Here is a 19506-nt window from a genome sequence, read left to right as displayed (position 1 = left end):
AGAAGCCAGCTTTCTATCTTAAATAACCTTAAAATGTTTCAATGCATTCATAATACCATTATCATCAACTTCTGATGTAATATAATCTGCAACAGCTTTAACATCATCTGTTGCATTTCCCATAGCTACTCCAATATTGACATATTGAAGCATATCTTTATCATTGCCTCCATCACCAAAGGCCATTGTTTCAGTAAGATCAATATCATAGTATTCAAGCACTTTCCCAATACCAGTATTTTTCCCACCATCTTTAGGAATAATATCTGTGAACGTTGGATGCCATCTAGCTGCTTTACAATTTGGAAGATATCTTAGCACTTCCTCTTCTTCATCTTCTGTAATGTATATACTTAATTGATAAGTTGGCTGAGTCAGTGCACGCACAGCTTCATCTACATAGAGTTTAGGCGCAGCACTTCCTAACTTTGCCCAAAGATTATTAACCTTTTCATTTGCTTGATTAAAATATACATAATCGACTTCTACAAAGCTACAAGCAATCTCTGATCTTTCTTCTAAGTAAGGAAGTATACTTTCTATATCCTCTTTTGATACCATTTGCTTATGAATAACCTCCTTTTGATTAAAACAGTATTGTCCATTCATAGCAATATATCCATCAAACTCAAAATCAATGTATTCTTTAAGCACTGATAACTGTGAAGGAGAACGCCCCGTTGCAATAAATATTTTAATGTCTTTTTCTCTTAATGCTTTTAATGCTTGTTTTGTCGTTTCAGGAATTTGATGGTTTTTAAAACTTACTAATGTTCCATCGATATCAAAAAAGATTGCTTTCACCATAGCTAATAAGTCCTTTCCGTTATTAAATAAAATATCACGCTAAGCTTGACCTTATCACGCTATTTTTTACTTACACCCCTATTATAATCCTTGTGCCAGACAAAATCAATATCAATTAATACAAAACAATAACAAACAATAATAAGTAATATTTCTTATAAAGCTATGTTATAATATTCTCATCTTATAAGCGAGGTAAATAAAATGTTTTTAGAAGAACGTCACAAAAGAATTTTAAATAAACTTACTGCCGAAGGTCGAGTAAAAGTCAAAGACTTAGCAAAGGAATTCAATGTTACTGAAGATTGCATAAGAAAAGACTTACGCGAACTCGAGAATAACCAAAAACTAAAAAGAGTCTACGGTGGCGCCATTCTACAAAGAACTCACCAAGATCTAAGAACTATTGATGAAAGAAAGAATATTAATCTTGACGAGAAAAGAAAAATCGCCAGAAGTGCCTTAACCTTTATTCAAGAAAACGATACGGTTTTTTTAGACACCTCTACCAATACCCTCGAGATTGCAAAAGAATTAGCAACAGCCAACAAGAAGGTCACTGTTGTAACCAATATGTTAGAGATCGTATTCCAACTTAAAGCTCATCCACATATTAAAATCATCTGTATCGGTGGTGAATTCAACCATGAAGTTGGTGCAATCGTTGGTACAGCTACAGAAAGCTATATTAGAAGCTTCACTTATGATATTGCCTTTATCGGTGCTTGTGGCGTCAATAAAGATAGTGGGTATGTCAGCACTATTAGCCTTGTAGATGGTACAACTAAGAAAACCATTATTGAATGTGCCAATAGAAGCTATTTAGTTATAGAAAAAGAAAAGTTTAACTACGATGCTTTTTATAAATTTGCACGTTTAGAAGAAATAACCGGTATTATAACGGAAGATGAAGTTATATTGGAGCCTTAACTTCCATCAAAGGATGTAGCTACTTGTTTTAAGTCTCATTAGGTAACTTGTACAATGCCGAACCAAATTTTTTAGTATAATTAAATAAATTTTATTTTTTCAGTAGAAAAAGTAAGGAATTCCCTCTCTCAATTTGTATATATAGAGTGTAAGGCGCATATCAGTAACATATCCTAGGCCGTTATTGATACACCTTCACTTAGAAAAAGCTATGTATATGTATAGGTCCTCCCTCTTGCCTACCTACATACAGACTTTTTCTTAACAACTAGATCTACTATGAGCGGTGGCAAGCTTCATAGATCTAGGGCACTACCTACTCACCTTTCTTTAAGCCATATTAAACTTCTTTTAAAATATAAGTTTTTCGGGTCTACGCTCATAAAGTGATGCCTCCTCACAAGTCCTTTAAGAAGCCAATCGTCGTGATACATGCCCTGCATCCCTTTCACTAACAGACGCTTACCTTCATCACTTGCAAGGACACACACCTACAGCCTCCACCTTACTTACTTATTCTCCTTGAAGTTTGATTTAACTTATCTCGTGAGCCTTTTTGCCACAAACACCAAGAAGCTAACTTAAGTCTGTCCATAGATAAAAGAGGGAGGACAGCCTTAGGTTAGCTTCTTATGTTTTAAATCTAAATTACGGCTAGAAAGGAGGTGAATTCCATGCTACCTTCCATACAACAAGCACTTCTTACACCCAATATCTATAGCCGTCCTCAACTTCCACTTAAGCAAGTCAAGAAGCTTGTTATCCACTGGGTTGCTAACCCTGGTAGCTCTGCACTTGCCAATCGCAACTACTTCGAGAATCTTAAAAATGGCACCCGAGGTATCTATGCCAGTAGCCACTATATCGTAGGACTAGAAGGAGAGATTATCCAGTGTATCCCTGAGACAGAAGTGGCTTACCATGCAAAGAATGCCAATACCTACAGCCTTGGTATAGAAGTCTGCCACTTAGATGCTACAGGCGAGTTTAGCCCTACTACCTATAGGCATCTTATAGAACTTTGCACATACTTATGCTATACCCATACTCTAGATCCTGCCACTGCTATCATCCGCCACTACGATATCACTGGCAAAGTCTGCCCTAAGTACTACGTCCGCAACCCAGCTGCTTGGAGCAAATTCAAATACGATGTGGTCGCTAGCCTTAATGCACACTACTTACAAGTTCAGCCAGATAACTTACCACAGCTTCTACCCCTTCAGCTCAATGGTATCCTTAAACAAGTTTCAGGTTTTGTTAAAGATGATCAATACTATGTCAAATTGAGAGATCTGGAAGATTCCTATATTCAGATCGACTATAATGAAGTAAAGAAAATGCCTGTGCTAAACCTTAAACCATTGTAGAATTACAACCCCAGCTTGAAAATCATTTCGGCTTATGATTTTCAAGCTGGGGTTATTATTTAAGTTATCTATTGTAAAGGATGATATCATAGTGAATAGCCTGATAGGATTCGAACCTACGACACACAGTTTAGCAAACCTGCTGAATTGTCATATAGAGTTCATTCACTAAAGGCTATACTCTTTGATTTCCAACGAATATGACCTTTTATTGTTTCATTTTTCCCTTTTATCCTAAATTTTATTTAATATTTTAATACAATACTCATTTTTCATGTCATTAAAATCTTTTGTGTTTTTTTATATCTTATCATTAATAAATCTATATATTAATAAAATTCATTCTACCACTTACAGTTTCTGCTAGCAATAAAAGGATTATTCGTGTTCTTCCTTGTTTAAAAACAAATTCTGTTTAGTACTGATTTGCTACATGTTATGCTCGTTTATTGTATCAATTATCGCCATGTTTCGAATTCGTTTTAATGGTGCATATATCGCAGCCACAACCGCAAAGCATAAAAACAAAAGAATTATGATGATCGGCAAAACTGGAAAGCTCCAAGTTGCATAGCTAAAATGGCTGGTAATAAGACTGTTATATAAAAATTTACTCATACACAAGCCAATTGCACAGCCAGCAATACATCCAAACAACGCATAAGTAAATGCTTCAGCCGCTATCATTTTTGCTATTTGATGTGTATTCATCCCTACTGCACGCATTGCTCCATATTGTTTCATTCTAGCAGACACGCTCATAGAAATATTATTCATAATATTCAATATAGCAACCAACGTAATAATGATTAAAAATGCATATATGCATAAAACGAATGCTATATAAGTGCCAGAAGTCCGTTGGTCTCTCTGATCTCTAAAGATATATTTATCATCTGTTAGGTTACGAATTGCTTCCACGTTTTCATCAGTAGCTCCTTTTTCCATTTGAATCATAACAAGTGAATAATTCGTTTCTCCTATTAACCTCTGAAATGTTTTGTCTGAAGTAATGATTGTCATCTTACCGTTAGTAGCTCCATCATTACTGAATGGATCACATTTTAATAAGCCTGCAATTTCTAATTTTTCAGTGCCTACTCTGATTTTATCTCCGATTTCCCAATTACTGTCTTTATCCCAAGTCGTTAAAACATAATTGCTATCTCCATATACTTTTGAAATGTCACTACCTCTTTTTAGCATATTATCTTTTGTAAGACAATCTAAATCAAATGCATCATAAGAGATAATATCTACCACATTTGATGACATGTTCTCATTGTTCATTTCTACTAGAACATCAAATGAACTTCTGCGTCCAAAAATATGCTTTATCTCCTGCATATCGTTCATATTATCAAGCAGTTCACTGTCTATTGAATTCGAACCGTCTATACTCCAGATTTGAAGATCAGCAGTACTATACGATTGTGGCATAAGGTAGCCAACGAAATCAATTAGAACTGAAAAACACAAAAAGAGAATTATACTAATTGCAAATGATCCTGTCATAAGTATTAGTTTTTTCTTTACTTCTACTGCATGATGAATGCCAAGTGCAGTCTCTATCTTAAAAACATGCGTATTTATTTCATAATATGCCTTACTCTTATATTCTGAATTGCCTGAAATGGCTGTAGCAGGAGATACCTTTGCTGCCTGTTTTGCCGGAGTTCTAGCAGCAATCAAAACGGTAACAGTTCCCATCACCACTCCACTGATTATACCAATTATACTAATACCAAACAGTGGGATAGTCGTAAATTCTTCACCAACACAAAACCGTAAAATCGCACATAATCCCCATGTAGCTACAATTCCAAGTAGAACTCCTATTGGAATTGCTACTGTACACCAGTTAAGAGCTTCTAGCCTTACAAAATGGATAATCTGCTGTTTACTCATTCCAATACATCGCATCATTCCAAAGAATTTTGTTCTTTGGGCAACATTACTATTTATACTACTTGAAATCATTAATGTACCTGCTATCATGATCAGTATAAATAATACAATAGCAGTTGGGAAAAGTGTTTTCCCCATTTCACTACCCAGAATATCATGAATCTTTAGCGCCCCATGTTTGGAAACTAATCTTGTTTCCTCCATTCGAATGCCCATCTCTGCCATGCTAAAAACTGCCGTTACTAAGAATACTGCAAAAATAATACATAGAAGCGTCATGCGATTTTGACGTTTATGCATCTTTGCGGAGATTGAGATAAGATCTAAATAACTTTTCATTCCGCACACCTCTCAAAATCAGTTAAGACACCATCCGATACTTGTAAGACACGATCTGCAGCCTGGGCAATTCTACGACTATGCGTAATCATGACAATCGTTTGCGCATAGTTTTTGGAAGCTTCCTTTAGCAATGCGATTACTTCACTGCTACTCTTAGAATCCAAATTACCTGTTGGTTCATCAGCTAATATTAGAGACGGACGCGTAATTAACGCACGTCCAATGGCAACTCTTTGTTGTTGCCCACCAGATAATTGACTTGGTAGATGATTTCGCCGTTCTTTTAAGTTCAATACTGTCAGCAGTTCTTCCAAATACTTTTTATCTGTCTTTTGATAATCAAGTAGTAATGGGAATATAATGTTCTGCTCAACTGTAAGTTCCGGAATTAAGTTAAATGCCTGAAAAATAAATCCTATATTTCTACGGCGAAAGACTGTAAGCTCCTTGTCTTTCATTTGAAAAGTATCATTTCCATCAATAAAAACAGTTCCAGAAGTAGGCGTATCGAGAGCTCCCAATAGATTAAGAAGCGTACTTTTGCCAGATCCAGACTCACCAACTACCGCCACAAATTCTCCTTTTGGAATAGAAAAGCTTACGTTTTTTAATGCTTGTACAGCAGCTTCACCTCTACCATAAGTTTTAGAAATAGATTTCACTTCTAATAAGTTCATTCTATTACCTCTCTTTCTGTTTCAAACTATATCCAAAGAATACTGTACGAATCCTACTAAAAGATGAATTTCACCCTACAATTTTGTAGGAATTAAAAAATTAATAACAAAATTAGTACCAATGCCTAATTCACTATCCACTTCAATCACACCGTTATGCGCCTCAATAATAGCCTTAGAAAGCGGCAATCCTAGCCCAATTCCTGGAATATCTTTTGAAAATCTACTACGATAAAAGCGTTTAAAAATAAAGTATCGGTCCTCTGGGTAGATTCCGCTGCCATTATCCTTTATCATAATCTGCACAACTGAGGCAAATTGCATCCACTCAATATGTATTTTGTCACCCTTTTTGGTATGATCAAGTGCATTTTTTACAATATTATCAATTGCCTCAATGAGCCAATCCTGGTCACATAACAAGGTTATGGTTTCATCTCCAGTCAAACTAATTTCCTTTTCTTCCTGTTTTACACGAAATAAAAAATGTTTTTGTACTCGTTTCATCATTTCTGATACGTTCTCTTCCCTTTTATTAATTAAGATAGTTCCCGCATCAAACTTTGCAATTTTCAAGAGATTTTGTACAAGTGTTTCTATTCGATCCAGTTCCTGCTCCGAAAGATCTATGAATTCTTGGATTGTTGGCAGATTTTCTGCTTCACCTTGTAGAATACCATTATATATATTAAGGGCTGCAAGCGGTGTCTTTAACTGATGAGAAATATCTGCTATTGTATTTTTCAGGAACTCCTTTGATCTTACTTCATTTTCTACATGGGCACTTAAAATCGAAGCTAAGGAATTTACCTTGTGGAATAACTGATACAACTCCCCCTCTTCATTACAAGCAATCCGGGCATTTGGATTACCCTTAATATATTCTGCAACTTGTTCAGTAGCTGTTTCAATGATCTTTTGCTGCTCCTTAAAATACCTGTAACAAACGATCATAATTATCATCGCCATGCACAAGGAACATAGAAAGATATAAAGTGCTGAATTCTTAACACCATACTTCATAAAAATAACTGCTGCAATAGAAAAGGAGGCTATACACGCCCATATTCTATAAAAAAGAGTCTTTATTTTATTATTTACGAGTATTTTCATTACTCACCTCAACCAATCAAATTCCATTTGTATCCCATACGACGAATAGTAATAATCCTTTTAGGGTTGCTTGGGTCATCCTCAATTTTCTTGCGCAATCTACGAATGTATACAGTTAGTGTATTACTATCTACATAGTTTTCATTGCAATCCCATAACTGCCCTAAAATTTGTTCTGCTGAAAATACTCTTCCGGGATTCTCCATAAATAAGCACAGCAACTTATATTCTCCTGTGGTTAATTCAATCAGTTGATTATTTTTATAAACTTCACTTTTTAGAAGCTTTACTTTTATGTTATTTGAATTCAATTCTGCTTCTGTCTGGGCAAAATTATTACTTCTACGAAGCAATGCATTTATTCTGGACATAAACACAGCTAGCTTAAAGGGCTTTGTAATGTAATCGTCTCCGCCTAAATCAAGTCCCATTATAATATCAGTTTCTTCATCAGCCGCTGTTAGGAATATAATGGGCACCTTTGAGGTCTGTCGAATTTTTTTACATATATCAAAACCACTGCCGTCCGGCAAGGAAACATCTAAAATTACTAAATCGTATTTGCCATCTAACCACATAGTATCAACTTCGTAACTAGTACGAGCAATGTCCAATTCATAGCCCTGTTTTTTTATAGAAAAAGTCAGTCCATTAATTAAACTCAAATCATCCTCAACTAAAAATATCCTTTTCATTTACTTTTATCATCCTTTAATTTATTGAGTTTGTACTCATATTAGTAGTTTACTCTACATCTCTCAGAATCACCTAGAATGTCTTATTTTTAAGTTCTAAGCATATGACATGCAATAATAATTGATTTTCATTATACCCCTTTACTCTAATAAAATAGTATCAACAGAATTATATTAAAAATTAATAGAATAGCTATTGAACTTTACTTCAGTATACTATACTCGCACTGAAACATTAGGATTTTTTTCATCCTGCCACTTCCTTACACTAATTCATGACTTAATCAAATTAATATTTCCTTATGTAATATGTTCTTATGAATATAATTTACTAAAACAAAATACTTATAAAACTGTCATTCGCTATATCTCAATGAGTGTCCTCCATTTGACGCCCTAAAGATGACGACTGCTTGGAAAAAGGTGCTATTACTCATCACTAATTGTAATTTACCGTTATCTCCTTATTAAAGCAAAAAGCCCTACAACCCTTGATAACCAAGTAATTGTAAGGCTTTATTCATTGCACCTGATAGGATTCAAACCTATCACATACGGTTTATTAAACCGCTAAATTATTATTTACTTTCAAGATATTTAAGAAGCATTGTTCCAATACCTACGTTATAGCCTGCAATTGCCATACTTGCAATCATAGGTTTGTTCATAACAAAGGCAAGAGGGAATTTCTTATCTAAGATATCAAAGTCTTCGTATAAGTATACGAGGTCTTCTTTCTTATAGCCTACATAGACTTGAACAAATGGCAGTGCTTGTAATGTCTTTTGTAACGTTGGATTCTCTAAATCCTCTGCTTCTTCTACTACAAGGATAACATTTGGTTTTTGTTCTAAGTATTGCTCTTTTGCTTCAATCATTTCATTGAGAAGATGTTCTGTTGGCTCTGCACCTGCATCAAGGAAGGCTACAATATTTCTTGTGTCTTCTATCACTTCTGAAAGCTCACATACATCTCCATTTGTATTCATGAAGTTTGTTTCTTTTACTACGATTTCTTTTTGATGTGCGCTATTTACTTCTGCAAGCTTCACACCTAATTCTACTGTTTCGTTTTCTTTAATTGCTACATAATAAAGGTTAGCATGTACTGTACCTGATGCTTCTCTATTGACAGTGATTACACGGTACTCACCTGCTTCAACAAGATAGCTCATTTTCCCCTCAGCCCAGTCACCTGTTTCTAACCAAAGTGTACGGTAAACACCATTTACATAGCGACCTACTGTATAAGTTTTCATGTATTCATGAACCGTTTCATCTTCAGCTTTTAAAGTAAGTGTACTGTTTTTAACGACTTCTTCTTGTTGTACGCCTACTTCAATTTCTACCCAAGTGCCGTCTTGGAAGTAGCTCATGTTACCATTTTCTTTGTTTAATCTTGCTGGGATACCAAGTGTTCTACAAATCGCTACAAATAGGATTTTCTTAGATGCTACATGTCCAAGTCTTACTTTCATAACCCCTACAGGTAGTGCACATAAGTAACCATTTTGAGCACTTGTAGCTGTTGCAATATGCGCATCTACAAAGTCATAAATGCTTCTTGGATTTTGTTTGAAGCTTGCAACTTGTGCCACATCAAAGAATACTTCTAGTCCTTGACGGTAAGGTGTGATCTTTTCTGTTGCAATACGAGGTGCTAAGATCCCCTTTATAAACACTGCTTCTTCAAAGTTATCTTTAAACTGCATCGCATGTTGTAAGTGAGCTTTTAAAGTTTCACAGCTTGTATCTGAAAGGTCTTTTGTGTTCATTGTATCAAGCATCTTCACTTTGTAAGCAAGAAGGTCTTTTGTTGCTTCATCTGTAAAGAATACTTGAATTTCTTCATAGTTACCACGTGCAGATTCTAAGTGTTTAGCAACACCTTCTTCAAATGGTGCGAAGTCCTTCGCCCATTCACGTGCTTTATCACCTAAGAAGAATGTCCCTGCAAAGGCATTTCTTATACTTTGTGCCTCTTGATGGCATGCTTCATGACGTTTTTTAGTTTCTTCGTCAATGGCATTCTCATCCGGAGATGCACCTTTTGGTGGTACAAGTGTAATCGTTTCTACAAGTCCTGGTGTACGTTCTTTATCTGTAAGGACAATGGTTAAATGATCTTCTAAACGTACATCGATTTGGTCATACGTTGCAATACCCTCTTTATGTACATAGATTAATAAATCTCCAAATCCTGTTGTAAACTTGGCTTGACCTAATGCATTGGTCTCAAGCTCTGTAAGAGGGAAAAGTTCTCCGTAGTTGACTACTTCAAATCTTACTTTTGCACCTTCTACTGGATTGCCTGTTGGATCATTTACTGTAATCGTAATTTCTTTTGTTGCTGCATAACGGTCTAGAGTATTGACTTCTGTTGCACTGTCTGTTTGACGTGTAATTAGTTCATTTTCTACTGTTGTTGCAAACACTTTGCTGCCTATAAGCATCCCACGAGATGCTGAAAGTTGGAACCAACCTGAATCAAGTGTTGCTTCTGGCTCACAAGCACCTAGGAAATGCCACTCACCGTCTGTCCATACTTCTACCCATGCATGGTTATCATCACAATGTGCCCATCTTGGTGTGTAAGCTTGTCTTGCTGGAATCCCTACACTTCTAAAGGCTGCTACGCCAAGTACAGATTCTTCTCCACATCTTCCATATGCATTACGAATGGTTGTAAGTGGATCTGTTGTTCTTGAATCTGTTGTTTGATAAGTTGCTTTTTCAAAGCACCAATAGTTGATAATAAGTGCTGCTTCTTGCATGCTCTTACCCTCAATTCTTGGGTAAAGCTCTTCAAAGAAATCATCTTTATAAAATTCAATGTACTCATTACTCATACGGTATTGAAGGACATAGTTTAAGAATAACCCACCTGTAAGTTTATCTCCCCAAGGTACTATTTGACGTACTTTAAGCGCTTGTCTTACAAACTTAAGGAAAAGTGCACCATCATGGTTTGCAAGGTCTTGCTCTGGCATGAATGCATAAAGGTATTTTAAGCAAATAGCTTCATCTTCATTACACTCAGTAAGTACCCCAAAAAGCTCCTCTTCTCTATGTTTAGCTGCTTCCCTTACAGCTACGAAGCGTTCTTCAATAATCTGTCTGTGTTCATTACTTACTAACATAATACGCCTACTTTCTAGTTCAACATTTTGTTGTTATTTATCTCTTCTATTATAAACAATTTAGTTATGAGTAACAACTGCTCCTGATCCACCATACATATCAATTTCATCTTCTAATTCAACTTTTATAACTGTAATATGTTCATGTGCATCTTCTGGTGAAATATTAATCCAAGTTGTACCTGGGATATTGAACCAAGGCACCCCACCATGTACAACATGTGTTAATTCCTTACCTGTATGCAGGACACTAATACGTTTGATTGGTGTTGATAAACCTTTTAAGCATAAGCTTTCTTGTGGTGTATCATGTACAAATAAATAAACTGTTTTCTTATCTTTAGAAAGGGTACTTCCTCCAGCCCAGTAACGAAGCATAATCCCTTCATCTGTACCAAATACAGCTTCTTCATTTTCTTTAATCCATTTACCAAGACCTAATAAAATTTCTTCTTGTTGTGGTGGAATTGTACCGTCTTCCATTGGCCCAATATCAAGAAGCATATTCCCTCCCATACTGATACAGTCTACAAACATTCTAAGGATTTGTTTAAGTGTTTTGTAGTGTGTATCACGTGGTTGATAGCCCCATGAACGGTTAATGGTTGTACAGAATTCCCATGGACCGTCTGGACGTGTGATTGGTATACCTTGTTCTGGTGTTTTGTAATCTCCATGTCCTGCAAAGCGTGAATTAATAATAATGTCTTTGTTAAAGCTTTGTAGGTAAGTTTTGAACTCTGGTAAGCCCCATTGTTCGGCACTTCTTTCCCAGTCTCCATCAAACCAAAGCAGGTCAACTGGACCATAGTTTGTAAGGAGTTCTCCTAATTGATTACGGTTGAACTGAACAAAGTTTTGCCATCTTGCTTCATCTTGTACACCATCTGTTGGACTTGTATATTTGTTCACTGTACTTAAGTCTTCTGGTACTCTGCCCCCTTCATATACACTTGCATAGTCTGGATGAGACCAGTCAATAAGTGAGAAGTATACGCCCGTTCTAATTCCTCTTTTTTGGATGGCTGCATTAAACTCTTTGACAATATCTCTTTTTGCTGGTGAACGTTTTACTACACTTAAATCACTATACTGTGTATCAAACATGGCTACACCATCATGATGCTTAGATGTAAGTACTGCATAACGTGCACCAGCTTTTTCAATAAGCTCTGCCCATTTATCTGCATCAAAGTTCTTTGCTGTAAAACCATTTAACTGATCTAAGTATTCTTCGTGTGAAAGTCTACCGTGATAGAATGACCAAGATTCTGATACCCCTTTTACTGCATAAATTCCATAATGAATAAAAATTCCAAGCTTCGCTTCGCTAAACCATTGTTGCATTATTCTATCTCCTTTTTCTATCTATTAATCTATTATTTTATTTTTCTATGGTAAATACATAGAAGGGGTAAGGCATTTCTGCCTCACCCTATTAGCCTTCTATTTCTTTTCTCATGACACCTGTTAAGGTTCTTGTTGTATCTGTACAATATTCCCAGTACATAATACCACCTAAATTTTGCTCTTTCATATAAGCAATTTTATGATGAATAGATTCTGGATCATCATAAGAAATGAATGTATTCCCATTGAACAAATAAGGTGCTTTGGCTACATCATCCCAATGTCTCACAAATCCATTTTTATTGATATACTCTTCTACTAGCTTACAGTAACCTGGTCCATATGTACCTACAGTCTCGGCCATTTGTAAATAACCATGGTCAACATCTGGTACACCTCTCCACATTCTGCTATAGAAAGCTACACCAATAACAATCTTTTCTGCTGGCACACCAGCTGCCATAAAGTCATCTACTGCTTCTTTTGTACTAAAGTCGAAAAGGTCTAATTCTGAAGGATATAAGTTGGTATGATGTCCCGTTAAGGTCTGGAATCCACCTCTTAGGTCATAGGTCATAAGCTGTACATAATCTAAGTACTTGATCGCTTCTCCCATTTCAACACCTTTTAAGTAGTACTTCCCACCGCCTGCTGCAATAGTAAGCATATATGCTTTATTCACTTCATCAAAAGCTTCTCTCATCTCTTTTAGAAGTAGAGTAAAGTTTTGTTTATCTTCTCTACAACCTTTAATTCCTGCTACTGTGTAAGATGGATACTCCCAGTCTAAGTCTATACCATCTAAGTTATATTTCTTCATCCAATAAAGTGCACTCTTAGCTACAGACTTTCTACCTTCTTCAGTCGCTGCTGCTTCAGAGAAACCACCTGCACTCCATCCACCTATAGATAAAATGAATTTGAGTGTTGGATTGAGACCTTTTAGTCTCTCCATTTGTTCCACCACGTCAAAAACATTCCATTCTATGGCGCTATTTACAATATGGCCAAACGCAATATTAATAATATCTAGATTTCTTGCATCATCATCTGTTACCGTCTTTAAATCTTGCGTGTGAACATATCCTATTAATCTATGTTTATTTAAACTCACTATCTTCTTCCCCCGTTGTTCATATTTCTAGTATCAATTATTGTGCCTCATAAATGCCAACAAACTTAAGTGTTGGATAAATTCTAGATGCTGTAATACGTACTTCTACAACATCTGTATTCACTGCATCAAACTTACAAATACGTTTTGAGCCTACTACAGTTTTTCCATAAACTTTTTCCATCTCATCAGCTTTTTTAACCCAGATTTCAAAGGATTCAATACGTTGACTTTCTGTAAGCTCTTCTTGTAATACAACATGATTGATAGCATAAGCTTGATCAAGCTCAAAACGTAAAGTAACACTTTCTTCGTTTTGTGCTGGCTTAAAGTAGCCTCTATCTGCTGTTAAAACATGAGTTACATCATATGCATCTTCATATGCAGTATCTGTTGTGACTTTCGCTTTTGGTGCAACATTTGAAGCAAAAGCTTCCTTAATATATGTACCTAGCTCTTGTAGACGTTTTGCATCATTTTCATGTACTAAACCTCTTCCATCAACTGGAATGTTAAGAAGTAAAGATGCATTTCCGCCTACCGAATTGTAGTAGATTTCTAATAATGTTTCTAAGCTTCTTACTTTATCATCTTCATGTTTATGATAGAACCAGCCTTGACGAATAGATGTATCCACTTCTGATGGGTACCAAATAAATTCTTTTTCATCTTTTAGTGCTTCTAAACTACCTAAATCTTGATCTAAGAAAGAAACTGGTCTTTCTCTAAAGGCTTCATTGTCTTCTTGTTGTGAATGCTCAGCTGTATAAGCAGGATCTGTTAAACGTTTTGGTACCACGTTCCATTCAGATTCTCTACAATGCCCAGCTTCATTTCCACACCATCTAATATCTGGTCCTGAGATATTAATAACTGCATCTGGTTGAAGTTCTCTGATACATGCGTAGTATCTTTCCCAATTGTAAATTTGTTTTTTACCATTTGGTCCTTCTCCACAAGCACCATCAAACCACACACTAAAGATTGGTCCATAGTTTGTAAGAAGTTCTGTAAGTTGATTGATAAAGTAGTCATCGTATTTTTCTGAGTCACCATATACTGAACTATTTTGATCCCATGGTGATAAATAGACTCCAAACTTCATGTCGTGTTTTTTACAAGACTCTGCAAGCTCTTTTACAAGATCACCTTTGCCATCTTTGTATGGACTATTTTTGATACTAAACTCTGTATATGCACTTGGCCATAAGCAGAAGCCATCATGATGTTTACATGTAAGAAGAATGGCTTTCATCCCTGCTGCTTTAATAGTTTGTACCCATTGATCTGTATCTAATTCTGTAGGATTAAACATAGCCGGGTCTTCTTGCCCATTCCCCCACTCACGATCATAAAAAGTATTAATCCCAAAATGAATAAAAGCATAGAACTCTAACTCATGCCAAGCAAGTTGTCTTTTAGAAGGGACAGTACTTACTAATCTTTCTACTAAAGTATTTTGTGACATTTACTTACCTCCTAGAATATGTGTCCCTTCTATTTTACTATGTTTTTGATAAAAAAACAGTAAAATTAATTATATTTTTTATTATTTTTTGTCTGTTTTTTTATTGACACTCAATTTTTATACTATTATAATTTATACAATCTAGTATTATATAATTTATACAACAAAAACCACATTAAGGAGATTACATTAGATGTTATCTACAATTTTGCTTTCCTCTTTAGAAAAAGTTTTACCTCAAGAGCAACCTATTTCTACTCTTGTCTCACAACCATCTATTTTCAAAAATGAAACATTTAACTTCCAAGTAGCTTATCAAAGTACAGATCATGCTTGGCTTTGGAGAGGTCCTGTTACTGTTTCTATTGATTCACCTCTTAAAGAATACATTAGTGTTACATCTGTAGGCTTAGTACCATCAAACTACCCATGTCCTCCTGGTTCTGATGAAGAATACTTTACTACTATGCCTTGTTTACTCCCTGATGTACTCGAGCCACTAGACAATGATTGTATTAAAATTATTCCAAACCACTGGAAAAGCTTATGGATTGAAGTTGCAAGTACAAATACGCTTCCTGCTGGTACACATTCTATTACAATCATCTTCCAAGATGCTTCTGGTGCTGAAGTAGCAAGAGAAACACTCAACTTAGAGATTATTGATGGACTTTTACCTAAACAAACACTTCTTCATACAGAATGGTTCCATACAGACTGTATTGCTAACTTCTACAATATAGATGTATTCTCCGAAAGGTATTGGGAACTTGTTGAAGCTTATATGCAAACAGCTGCTACTCATGGTATCAACATGATTCTTACACCACTCTTTACACCACCTTTAGATACTGAAATCGGTGGCGAACGTCTTACAGTTCAACTTGTTGATGTAACTGTAAACAACGATACATATAGCTTCAACTTTGATAAATTAGGTCGTTGGATTGAAGCGGCTAAAAGAGTGGGGATTGAGTACTTTGAAATGTCTCACTTATTCACTCAATGGGGTGCCTTTGCTATACCTAAGATTATGGCCAATGTAAATGGTGAACTGACTCAAATTTTCGGTTGGAATACTTTAGCAAAAGACCCTGCCTATAAAACTTTCTTAGATACATTTTTACCACAACTTTTACAATACCTTGAAAGCTATGGATTAAAAGATAAATGTTACTTCCATATTTCAGATGAACCAAGCTTAGAGCACTTAGAATCTTACAAATTTGCACTTAGCTTAGTAGAAAAACACTTAGAAGGTTATCCAATTATCGATGCACTTTCTAACTTAGAATTCTATCAAACAGGAGCACTTAAATTACCGATTCCTGCAAATGATCATATTCATCCATTTATAGAAGCTGGTGTACCTAACCTTTGGACTTATTACTGCTGTGCACAAACCAATCAAGTAAGTAACCGTTTCATGGCACTTCCTAGCTTCCGTAATCGTATTATTGGATTACAACTCTTTAAATATGATATTGTAGGCTTCTTACATTGGGGGTATAACTTCTATAATACACAATACTCTAAAAAGGCTATTGACCCTTACAAAATAACAGATGCAGGTTCTGCTTTTGCTTCTGGAGACTCCTTCTTAGTTTATCCTGGAGAAGATGGTACAATTTGCTCTATTCGTATTAAAGTATTTGCAGAAGCACTCTATGATTTACGTGCAATGCAACTTCTTGCATCACTTACTTCAAAAGAACATGTATTAGAACTGATGGAAGGTACACTTGATGCTCCAATTACTTTCTCAAGCTACCCTCATGATGCAAACTATTTACTAAACTTTAGAGATACTATTAATAAAGAAATCAAAAAATATTTATAAACCAATTTCACTTGCGCAAAAGGAGCTTAATCATGAAAACTCAACTTAATATTGGTCTTATCGGTGCTGGTGCACGTGGTATGGGCCTTTTACATGGCGTTATTTTACATATGGAAGATATTAATATCGTTGCTGTATGCGATACTTATGCTGACCGTGCTGAAGGTGCTGCTAACGCAGTGAATGCTTCACGTGGTACAACACCTGTTGCTACAACTGACTACAAAGAAATCTTGGCAATGCCAGAAGTAGATGCTATTGTCATCTCAAGTGCTTGGACTGGACATATTCAAATTGCTATAGAAGCTATGGAAGCTGGAAAATATGTAGGTATGGAAGTAGGCGGTGCCTACTCTGTAGAAGAATGTTGGGACCTTGTAAAAGCTTACGAAAGAACAGGTGTACCATGTATGATGCTTGAAAACTGCTGCTATGGTCGTGAAGAGCTTATGGTACTTAACATGGTTAAAAAAGGAATCTTTGGTGAAGTAGTTCATTGCCAAGGTGGATACCAACATGACCTTAGAGAAGAAATTGGATACGGGAAGGAAAACAGACATTATCGTCTCGTAAACTACTCAAACCGTAACTGCGAAAACTACCCTACTCACGAAATTGGGCCTATCGCTAAAGTTCTTGATATTAACCGCGGCAACCGTATGCTTTCTTTAACTTCTATGTCTTCTAAAGCACGTGGTATGCACGAGTATATTGCACAGCATAAATCTGATGATGAAGCACTTATGAATACACACTTCACTCAAGGTGATGTGGTTACCACTTCTATCAAATGTGCTCATGGTGAAACAATCATTATCACTTTAGATACTACTCTTCCTCGTGCTTACTCTAGAGGCTTTAGAGTACAAGGTACTAAAGCAATGTTCCTAGAAGATAACATGACTCTATTCTTAGATGGAGAACATAATGAATATGACTTCAAATGGAATGAACAATGGGGTAATGTTGAAAAGTACAGAGAAGAATATGATCACCCACTTTGGAAGCAATTCTTAACTGAGGGTGTACAAGGTGGCCACGGTGGTATGGACTGGCTCGTTCTTAAAGCCTTCTTTGAATGTGCTAAGGCAGGTACTGAAGTACCAATCGATGCCTATGATACAGCTGCTTGGATGTGCATTGGTGCATTATCTGAACAATCTATTGCTATGGGTAGCATGCCTGTTGCAATCCCAGACTTTACAAACGGGAAATGGATGCATCGCCAAGAAGAGGCTGCAAGCAAATATTGCTTAAGTCGTGTATGCGATGAACTTTACAAATAAACAATAAAAAAAGAGGTCGTTTCTAAAACGGCCTCTTTTTTTATTAGTATTCTAATGCTTATTGTCCTGGATTTTACCTTCAATTTTTTTGTTATTAACATGTTTTTCATTTAAACGCTTATAAGTATCTTCTCTCAGAAGAGTATAGATAACTGAGCACATTGGTACCATAACAAGCATACCTAATACCCCAAACATATTCCCCCCTATTGTAACAGCAATTAATACCCATATTCCAGGAAGCCCTATTGACCCCCCTACTACACGTGGATAAATGAAGTTTCCTTCAACTTGTTGAAGGATAAGGAATAGGATGATAAACCATACAGCCTGTACTGGTGATGTTACAAGGATAAGGAATACCCCTATAAAGCATCCTAAAAAAGCACCAAAGATAGGAATCAAAGCTGTAAATCCTATTGTTACTGAAATCATTAAAGCATAAGGGAAGCCTGTTAAAGACATCGTTACAAAGAATAGAACACCTATAATAACTGCTTCTAAACATTGTCCTGTAAAGAAATTACTAAAAGCTTTGTTAGCAATTGCTACAATACGCAACACCTCGTCTACTCTACGCTCTTTTCCATATGCATAAAATACCTTTCTCACTTGCATAGCTAGCTTTTCTTTTTGTAATAGGACATAAATAGCTAAAACAAGCCCTAGCACAAAAGTAAATACACCACTAAAAGTGGCTGATATTGCACTAAAGGTTGATCCCGCAAAAGCTGCTGCCCCATGTTGGACCCATTCTAAGATTTTCTTACCTATTTCTGCCCAATCAATTGAAACAGTAATTTGGTTTGCTAAATCTGGGAAATGTTCTAATAAATTATTAAGTATATTTTGTACTTGTATAACAAATCCTGGAACACTATCTTTGATAATTAAAATAGTACGTATAAGCTCTGGCACAATAATAACCATAACAAGAATAACAATAGATACCATTAATAGCATTGCTAACACTAAACTTACTGGTCTTTGAATCTTTTTTACAGTTTCTGTTTGCTTTCTAAAAATTGTTTTTTCTATAGCTCTCATTGGGATGTTGATTAAAAAGGCTATTGCAAGTCCTAGTATAATGGGTGCAAATAAGCCAATCCCATTATGAACCCAAGACATTACTTCTATATTATTTTGTAATGCCCAATAGAATATAATAAGTGCTATAACACCAAAAAATATTTTCTTTAAGTTTTCTTTTTTTATTTCCATTCTTTAGTCTTCTTTCTATTAGTTTTATATTACTCTGCATTAGAGGTGATTGCTTTATATAACACCTCTTGCTCCCCATGTGTTTGTAATCTTTCATAGTTTCTTTATATACTTTTATGCTATTACTGTCAAGAAAATAGTTATTCTTATAAACATATTTATACTTTAAGATAAATAATTTAGTTAAAACTAGAACAAGCTCACCTAAAGTGAGCTTGTTCTCAGACCGCTGACAAAGTTCTTTT

General features: G+C 35.6%; 14 protein-coding genes. 4 read left to right on the top strand and 10 right to left on the bottom strand.

Annotated elements, in window-relative coordinates:
• Positions 1 to 18: 18 nt before the first annotated feature.
• Positions 19 to 804, bottom strand: coding sequence for a Cof-type HAD-IIB family hydrolase (locus tag PBV87_RS00340; RefSeq protein WP_330680306.1), 786 nt, complete (start codon positions 802 to 804; stop codon positions 19 to 21).
• A gap of 207 nt (positions 805 to 1011) precedes the next feature.
• Here PBV87_RS00340 and PBV87_RS00335 point away from each other — a divergent pair, with 207 nt between their 5' ends.
• Together PBV87_RS00335 and PBV87_RS00330 are read left to right on the top strand one after the other, a co-directional pair.
• On the top strand, positions 1012 to 1737 hold the full coding sequence (locus PBV87_RS00335; RefSeq protein WP_271010724.1) for a DeoR/GlpR family DNA-binding transcription regulator: 726 nt from the start codon (positions 1012 to 1014) through the stop codon (positions 1735 to 1737).
• Between the two features lie 674 nt (positions 1738 to 2411).
• The gene (locus PBV87_RS00330) at positions 2412 to 3107 is read left to right on the top strand and encodes a peptidoglycan recognition protein family protein (protein WP_271010723.1); all 696 of its coding nucleotides are present in this window, start codon (positions 2412 to 2414) and stop codon (positions 3105 to 3107) included.
• Positions 3108 to 3536: 429 nt separating this feature from the next.
• Here PBV87_RS00330 and PBV87_RS00325 read toward each other — a convergent pair whose 3' ends face one another.
• The 8 genes from PBV87_RS00325 to PBV87_RS00290 form a co-directional block, all read right to left on the bottom strand.
• A complete protein-coding gene (locus PBV87_RS00325) occupies positions 3537 to 5354 on the bottom strand; it encodes an ABC transporter permease (protein WP_271010722.1) in 1818 nt (605 codons plus the stop codon).
• A complete protein-coding gene (locus tag PBV87_RS00320; protein ID WP_271010721.1) occupies positions 5351 to 6034 on the bottom strand; it encodes an ABC transporter ATP-binding protein in 684 nt (227 codons plus the stop codon). The genes PBV87_RS00325 and PBV87_RS00320 overlap by 4 nt, the downstream gene beginning before the upstream one ends.
• A gap of 75 nt (positions 6035 to 6109) precedes the next feature.
• A complete protein-coding gene (locus tag PBV87_RS00315) occupies positions 6110 to 7147 on the bottom strand; it encodes a sensor histidine kinase (protein ID WP_053985986.1) in 1038 nt (345 codons plus the stop codon).
• An 8-nt stretch (positions 7148 to 7155) separates the two neighbouring features.
• Complete coding sequence (locus PBV87_RS00310) at positions 7156 to 7842, bottom strand: response regulator transcription factor (RefSeq protein WP_053985987.1); 687 nt, start codon at positions 7840 to 7842, stop codon at positions 7156 to 7158.
• Between the two features lie 578 nt (positions 7843 to 8420).
• Entirely contained in the window at positions 8421 to 10982 is a 2562-nt protein-coding gene (locus PBV87_RS00305; RefSeq protein WP_271010720.1) for a transglutaminase domain-containing protein, read from the bottom strand.
• A gap of 60 nt (positions 10983 to 11042) precedes the next feature.
• On the bottom strand, positions 11043 to 12329 hold the full coding sequence (locus PBV87_RS00300; RefSeq protein WP_271010719.1) for an alpha-L-fucosidase: 1287 nt from the start codon (positions 12327 to 12329) through the stop codon (positions 11043 to 11045).
• A 91-nt stretch (positions 12330 to 12420) separates the two neighbouring features.
• Positions 12421 to 13446, bottom strand: a complete 1026-nt coding sequence (locus PBV87_RS00295) for a glycoside hydrolase family 18 protein (protein ID WP_271010718.1) — start codon at positions 13444 to 13446, stop codon at positions 12421 to 12423.
• A gap of 37 nt (positions 13447 to 13483) precedes the next feature.
• Complete coding sequence (locus tag PBV87_RS00290; protein WP_271010717.1) at positions 13484 to 14914, bottom strand: alpha-L-fucosidase; 1431 nt, start codon at positions 14912 to 14914, stop codon at positions 13484 to 13486.
• 193 nt (positions 14915 to 15107) lie between these two features.
• Here PBV87_RS00290 and PBV87_RS00285 point away from each other — a divergent pair, with 193 nt between their 5' ends.
• Together PBV87_RS00285 and PBV87_RS00280 are read left to right on the top strand one after the other, a co-directional pair.
• On the top strand, positions 15108 to 16754 hold the full coding sequence (locus PBV87_RS00285) for a DUF4091 domain-containing protein (RefSeq protein WP_271010716.1): 1647 nt from the start codon (positions 15108 to 15110) through the stop codon (positions 16752 to 16754).
• Positions 16755 to 16786: 32 nt separating this feature from the next.
• Positions 16787 to 18040, top strand: a complete 1254-nt coding sequence (locus PBV87_RS00280; RefSeq protein WP_271010715.1) for a Gfo/Idh/MocA family protein — start codon at positions 16787 to 16789, stop codon at positions 18038 to 18040.
• A gap of 51 nt (positions 18041 to 18091) precedes the next feature.
• Here the strand turns inward: PBV87_RS00280 and PBV87_RS00275 are convergent, their stop codons facing one another.
• Positions 18092 to 19261, bottom strand: coding sequence for an AI-2E family transporter (locus PBV87_RS00275; RefSeq protein ID WP_271010714.1), 1170 nt, complete (start codon positions 19259 to 19261; stop codon positions 18092 to 18094).
• Between the last annotated feature and the right edge of the window lie 245 nt (positions 19262 to 19506).

This window comes from Holtiella tumoricola (genome assembly GCF_027857615.1).
Lineage (GTDB): Bacteria > Bacillota > Clostridia > Lachnospirales > Cellulosilyticaceae > Holtiella > Holtiella tumoricola.
The sequence above is the reverse complement of the archived record's forward strand: the minus strand, read 5'-3'. Positions and strand labels throughout refer to the sequence as shown.

Excerpts from the sequence above, each read along its gene's own strand:
- PBV87_RS00300 (WP_271010719.1), bottom strand. The coding sequence starts at position 12,329 with ATGCAACAATGGTTTAGCGAAGCGAAGCTTGGAATTTTTATTCATTAT.
- PBV87_RS00310 (WP_053985987.1), bottom strand. The coding sequence starts at position 7,842 with ATGAAAAGGATATTTTTAGTTGAGGATGATTTGAGTTTAATTAATGGA.
- PBV87_RS00325 (WP_271010722.1), bottom strand. The coding sequence starts at position 5,354 with ATGAAAAGTTATTTAGATCTTATCTCAATCTCCGCAAAGATGCATAAA.
- PBV87_RS00275 (WP_271010714.1), bottom strand. The coding sequence starts at position 19,261 with ATGGAAATAAAAAAAGAAAACTTAAAGAAAATATTTTTTGGTGTTATA.
- PBV87_RS00335 (WP_271010724.1), top strand. The coding sequence starts at position 1,012 with ATGTTTTTAGAAGAACGTCACAAAAGAATTTTAAATAAACTTACTGCC.
- PBV87_RS00280 (WP_271010715.1), top strand. The coding sequence starts at position 16,787 with ATGAAAACTCAACTTAATATTGGTCTTATCGGTGCTGGTGCACGTGGT.
- PBV87_RS00315 (WP_053985986.1), bottom strand. The coding sequence starts at position 7,147 with ATGAAAATACTCGTAAATAATAAAATAAAGACTCTTTTTTATAGAATA.
- PBV87_RS00330 (WP_271010723.1), top strand. The coding sequence starts at position 2,412 with ATGCTACCTTCCATACAACAAGCACTTCTTACACCCAATATCTATAGC.
- PBV87_RS00320 (WP_271010721.1), bottom strand. The coding sequence starts at position 6,034 with ATGAACTTATTAGAAGTGAAATCTATTTCTAAAACTTATGGTAGAGGT.
- PBV87_RS00305 (WP_271010720.1), bottom strand. The coding sequence starts at position 10,982 with ATGTTAGTAAGTAATGAACACAGACAGATTATTGAAGAACGCTTCGTA.
- PBV87_RS00290 (WP_271010717.1), bottom strand. The coding sequence starts at position 14,914 with ATGTCACAAAATACTTTAGTAGAAAGATTAGTAAGTACTGTCCCTTCT.
- PBV87_RS00285 (WP_271010716.1), top strand. The coding sequence starts at position 15,108 with ATGTTATCTACAATTTTGCTTTCCTCTTTAGAAAAAGTTTTACCTCAA.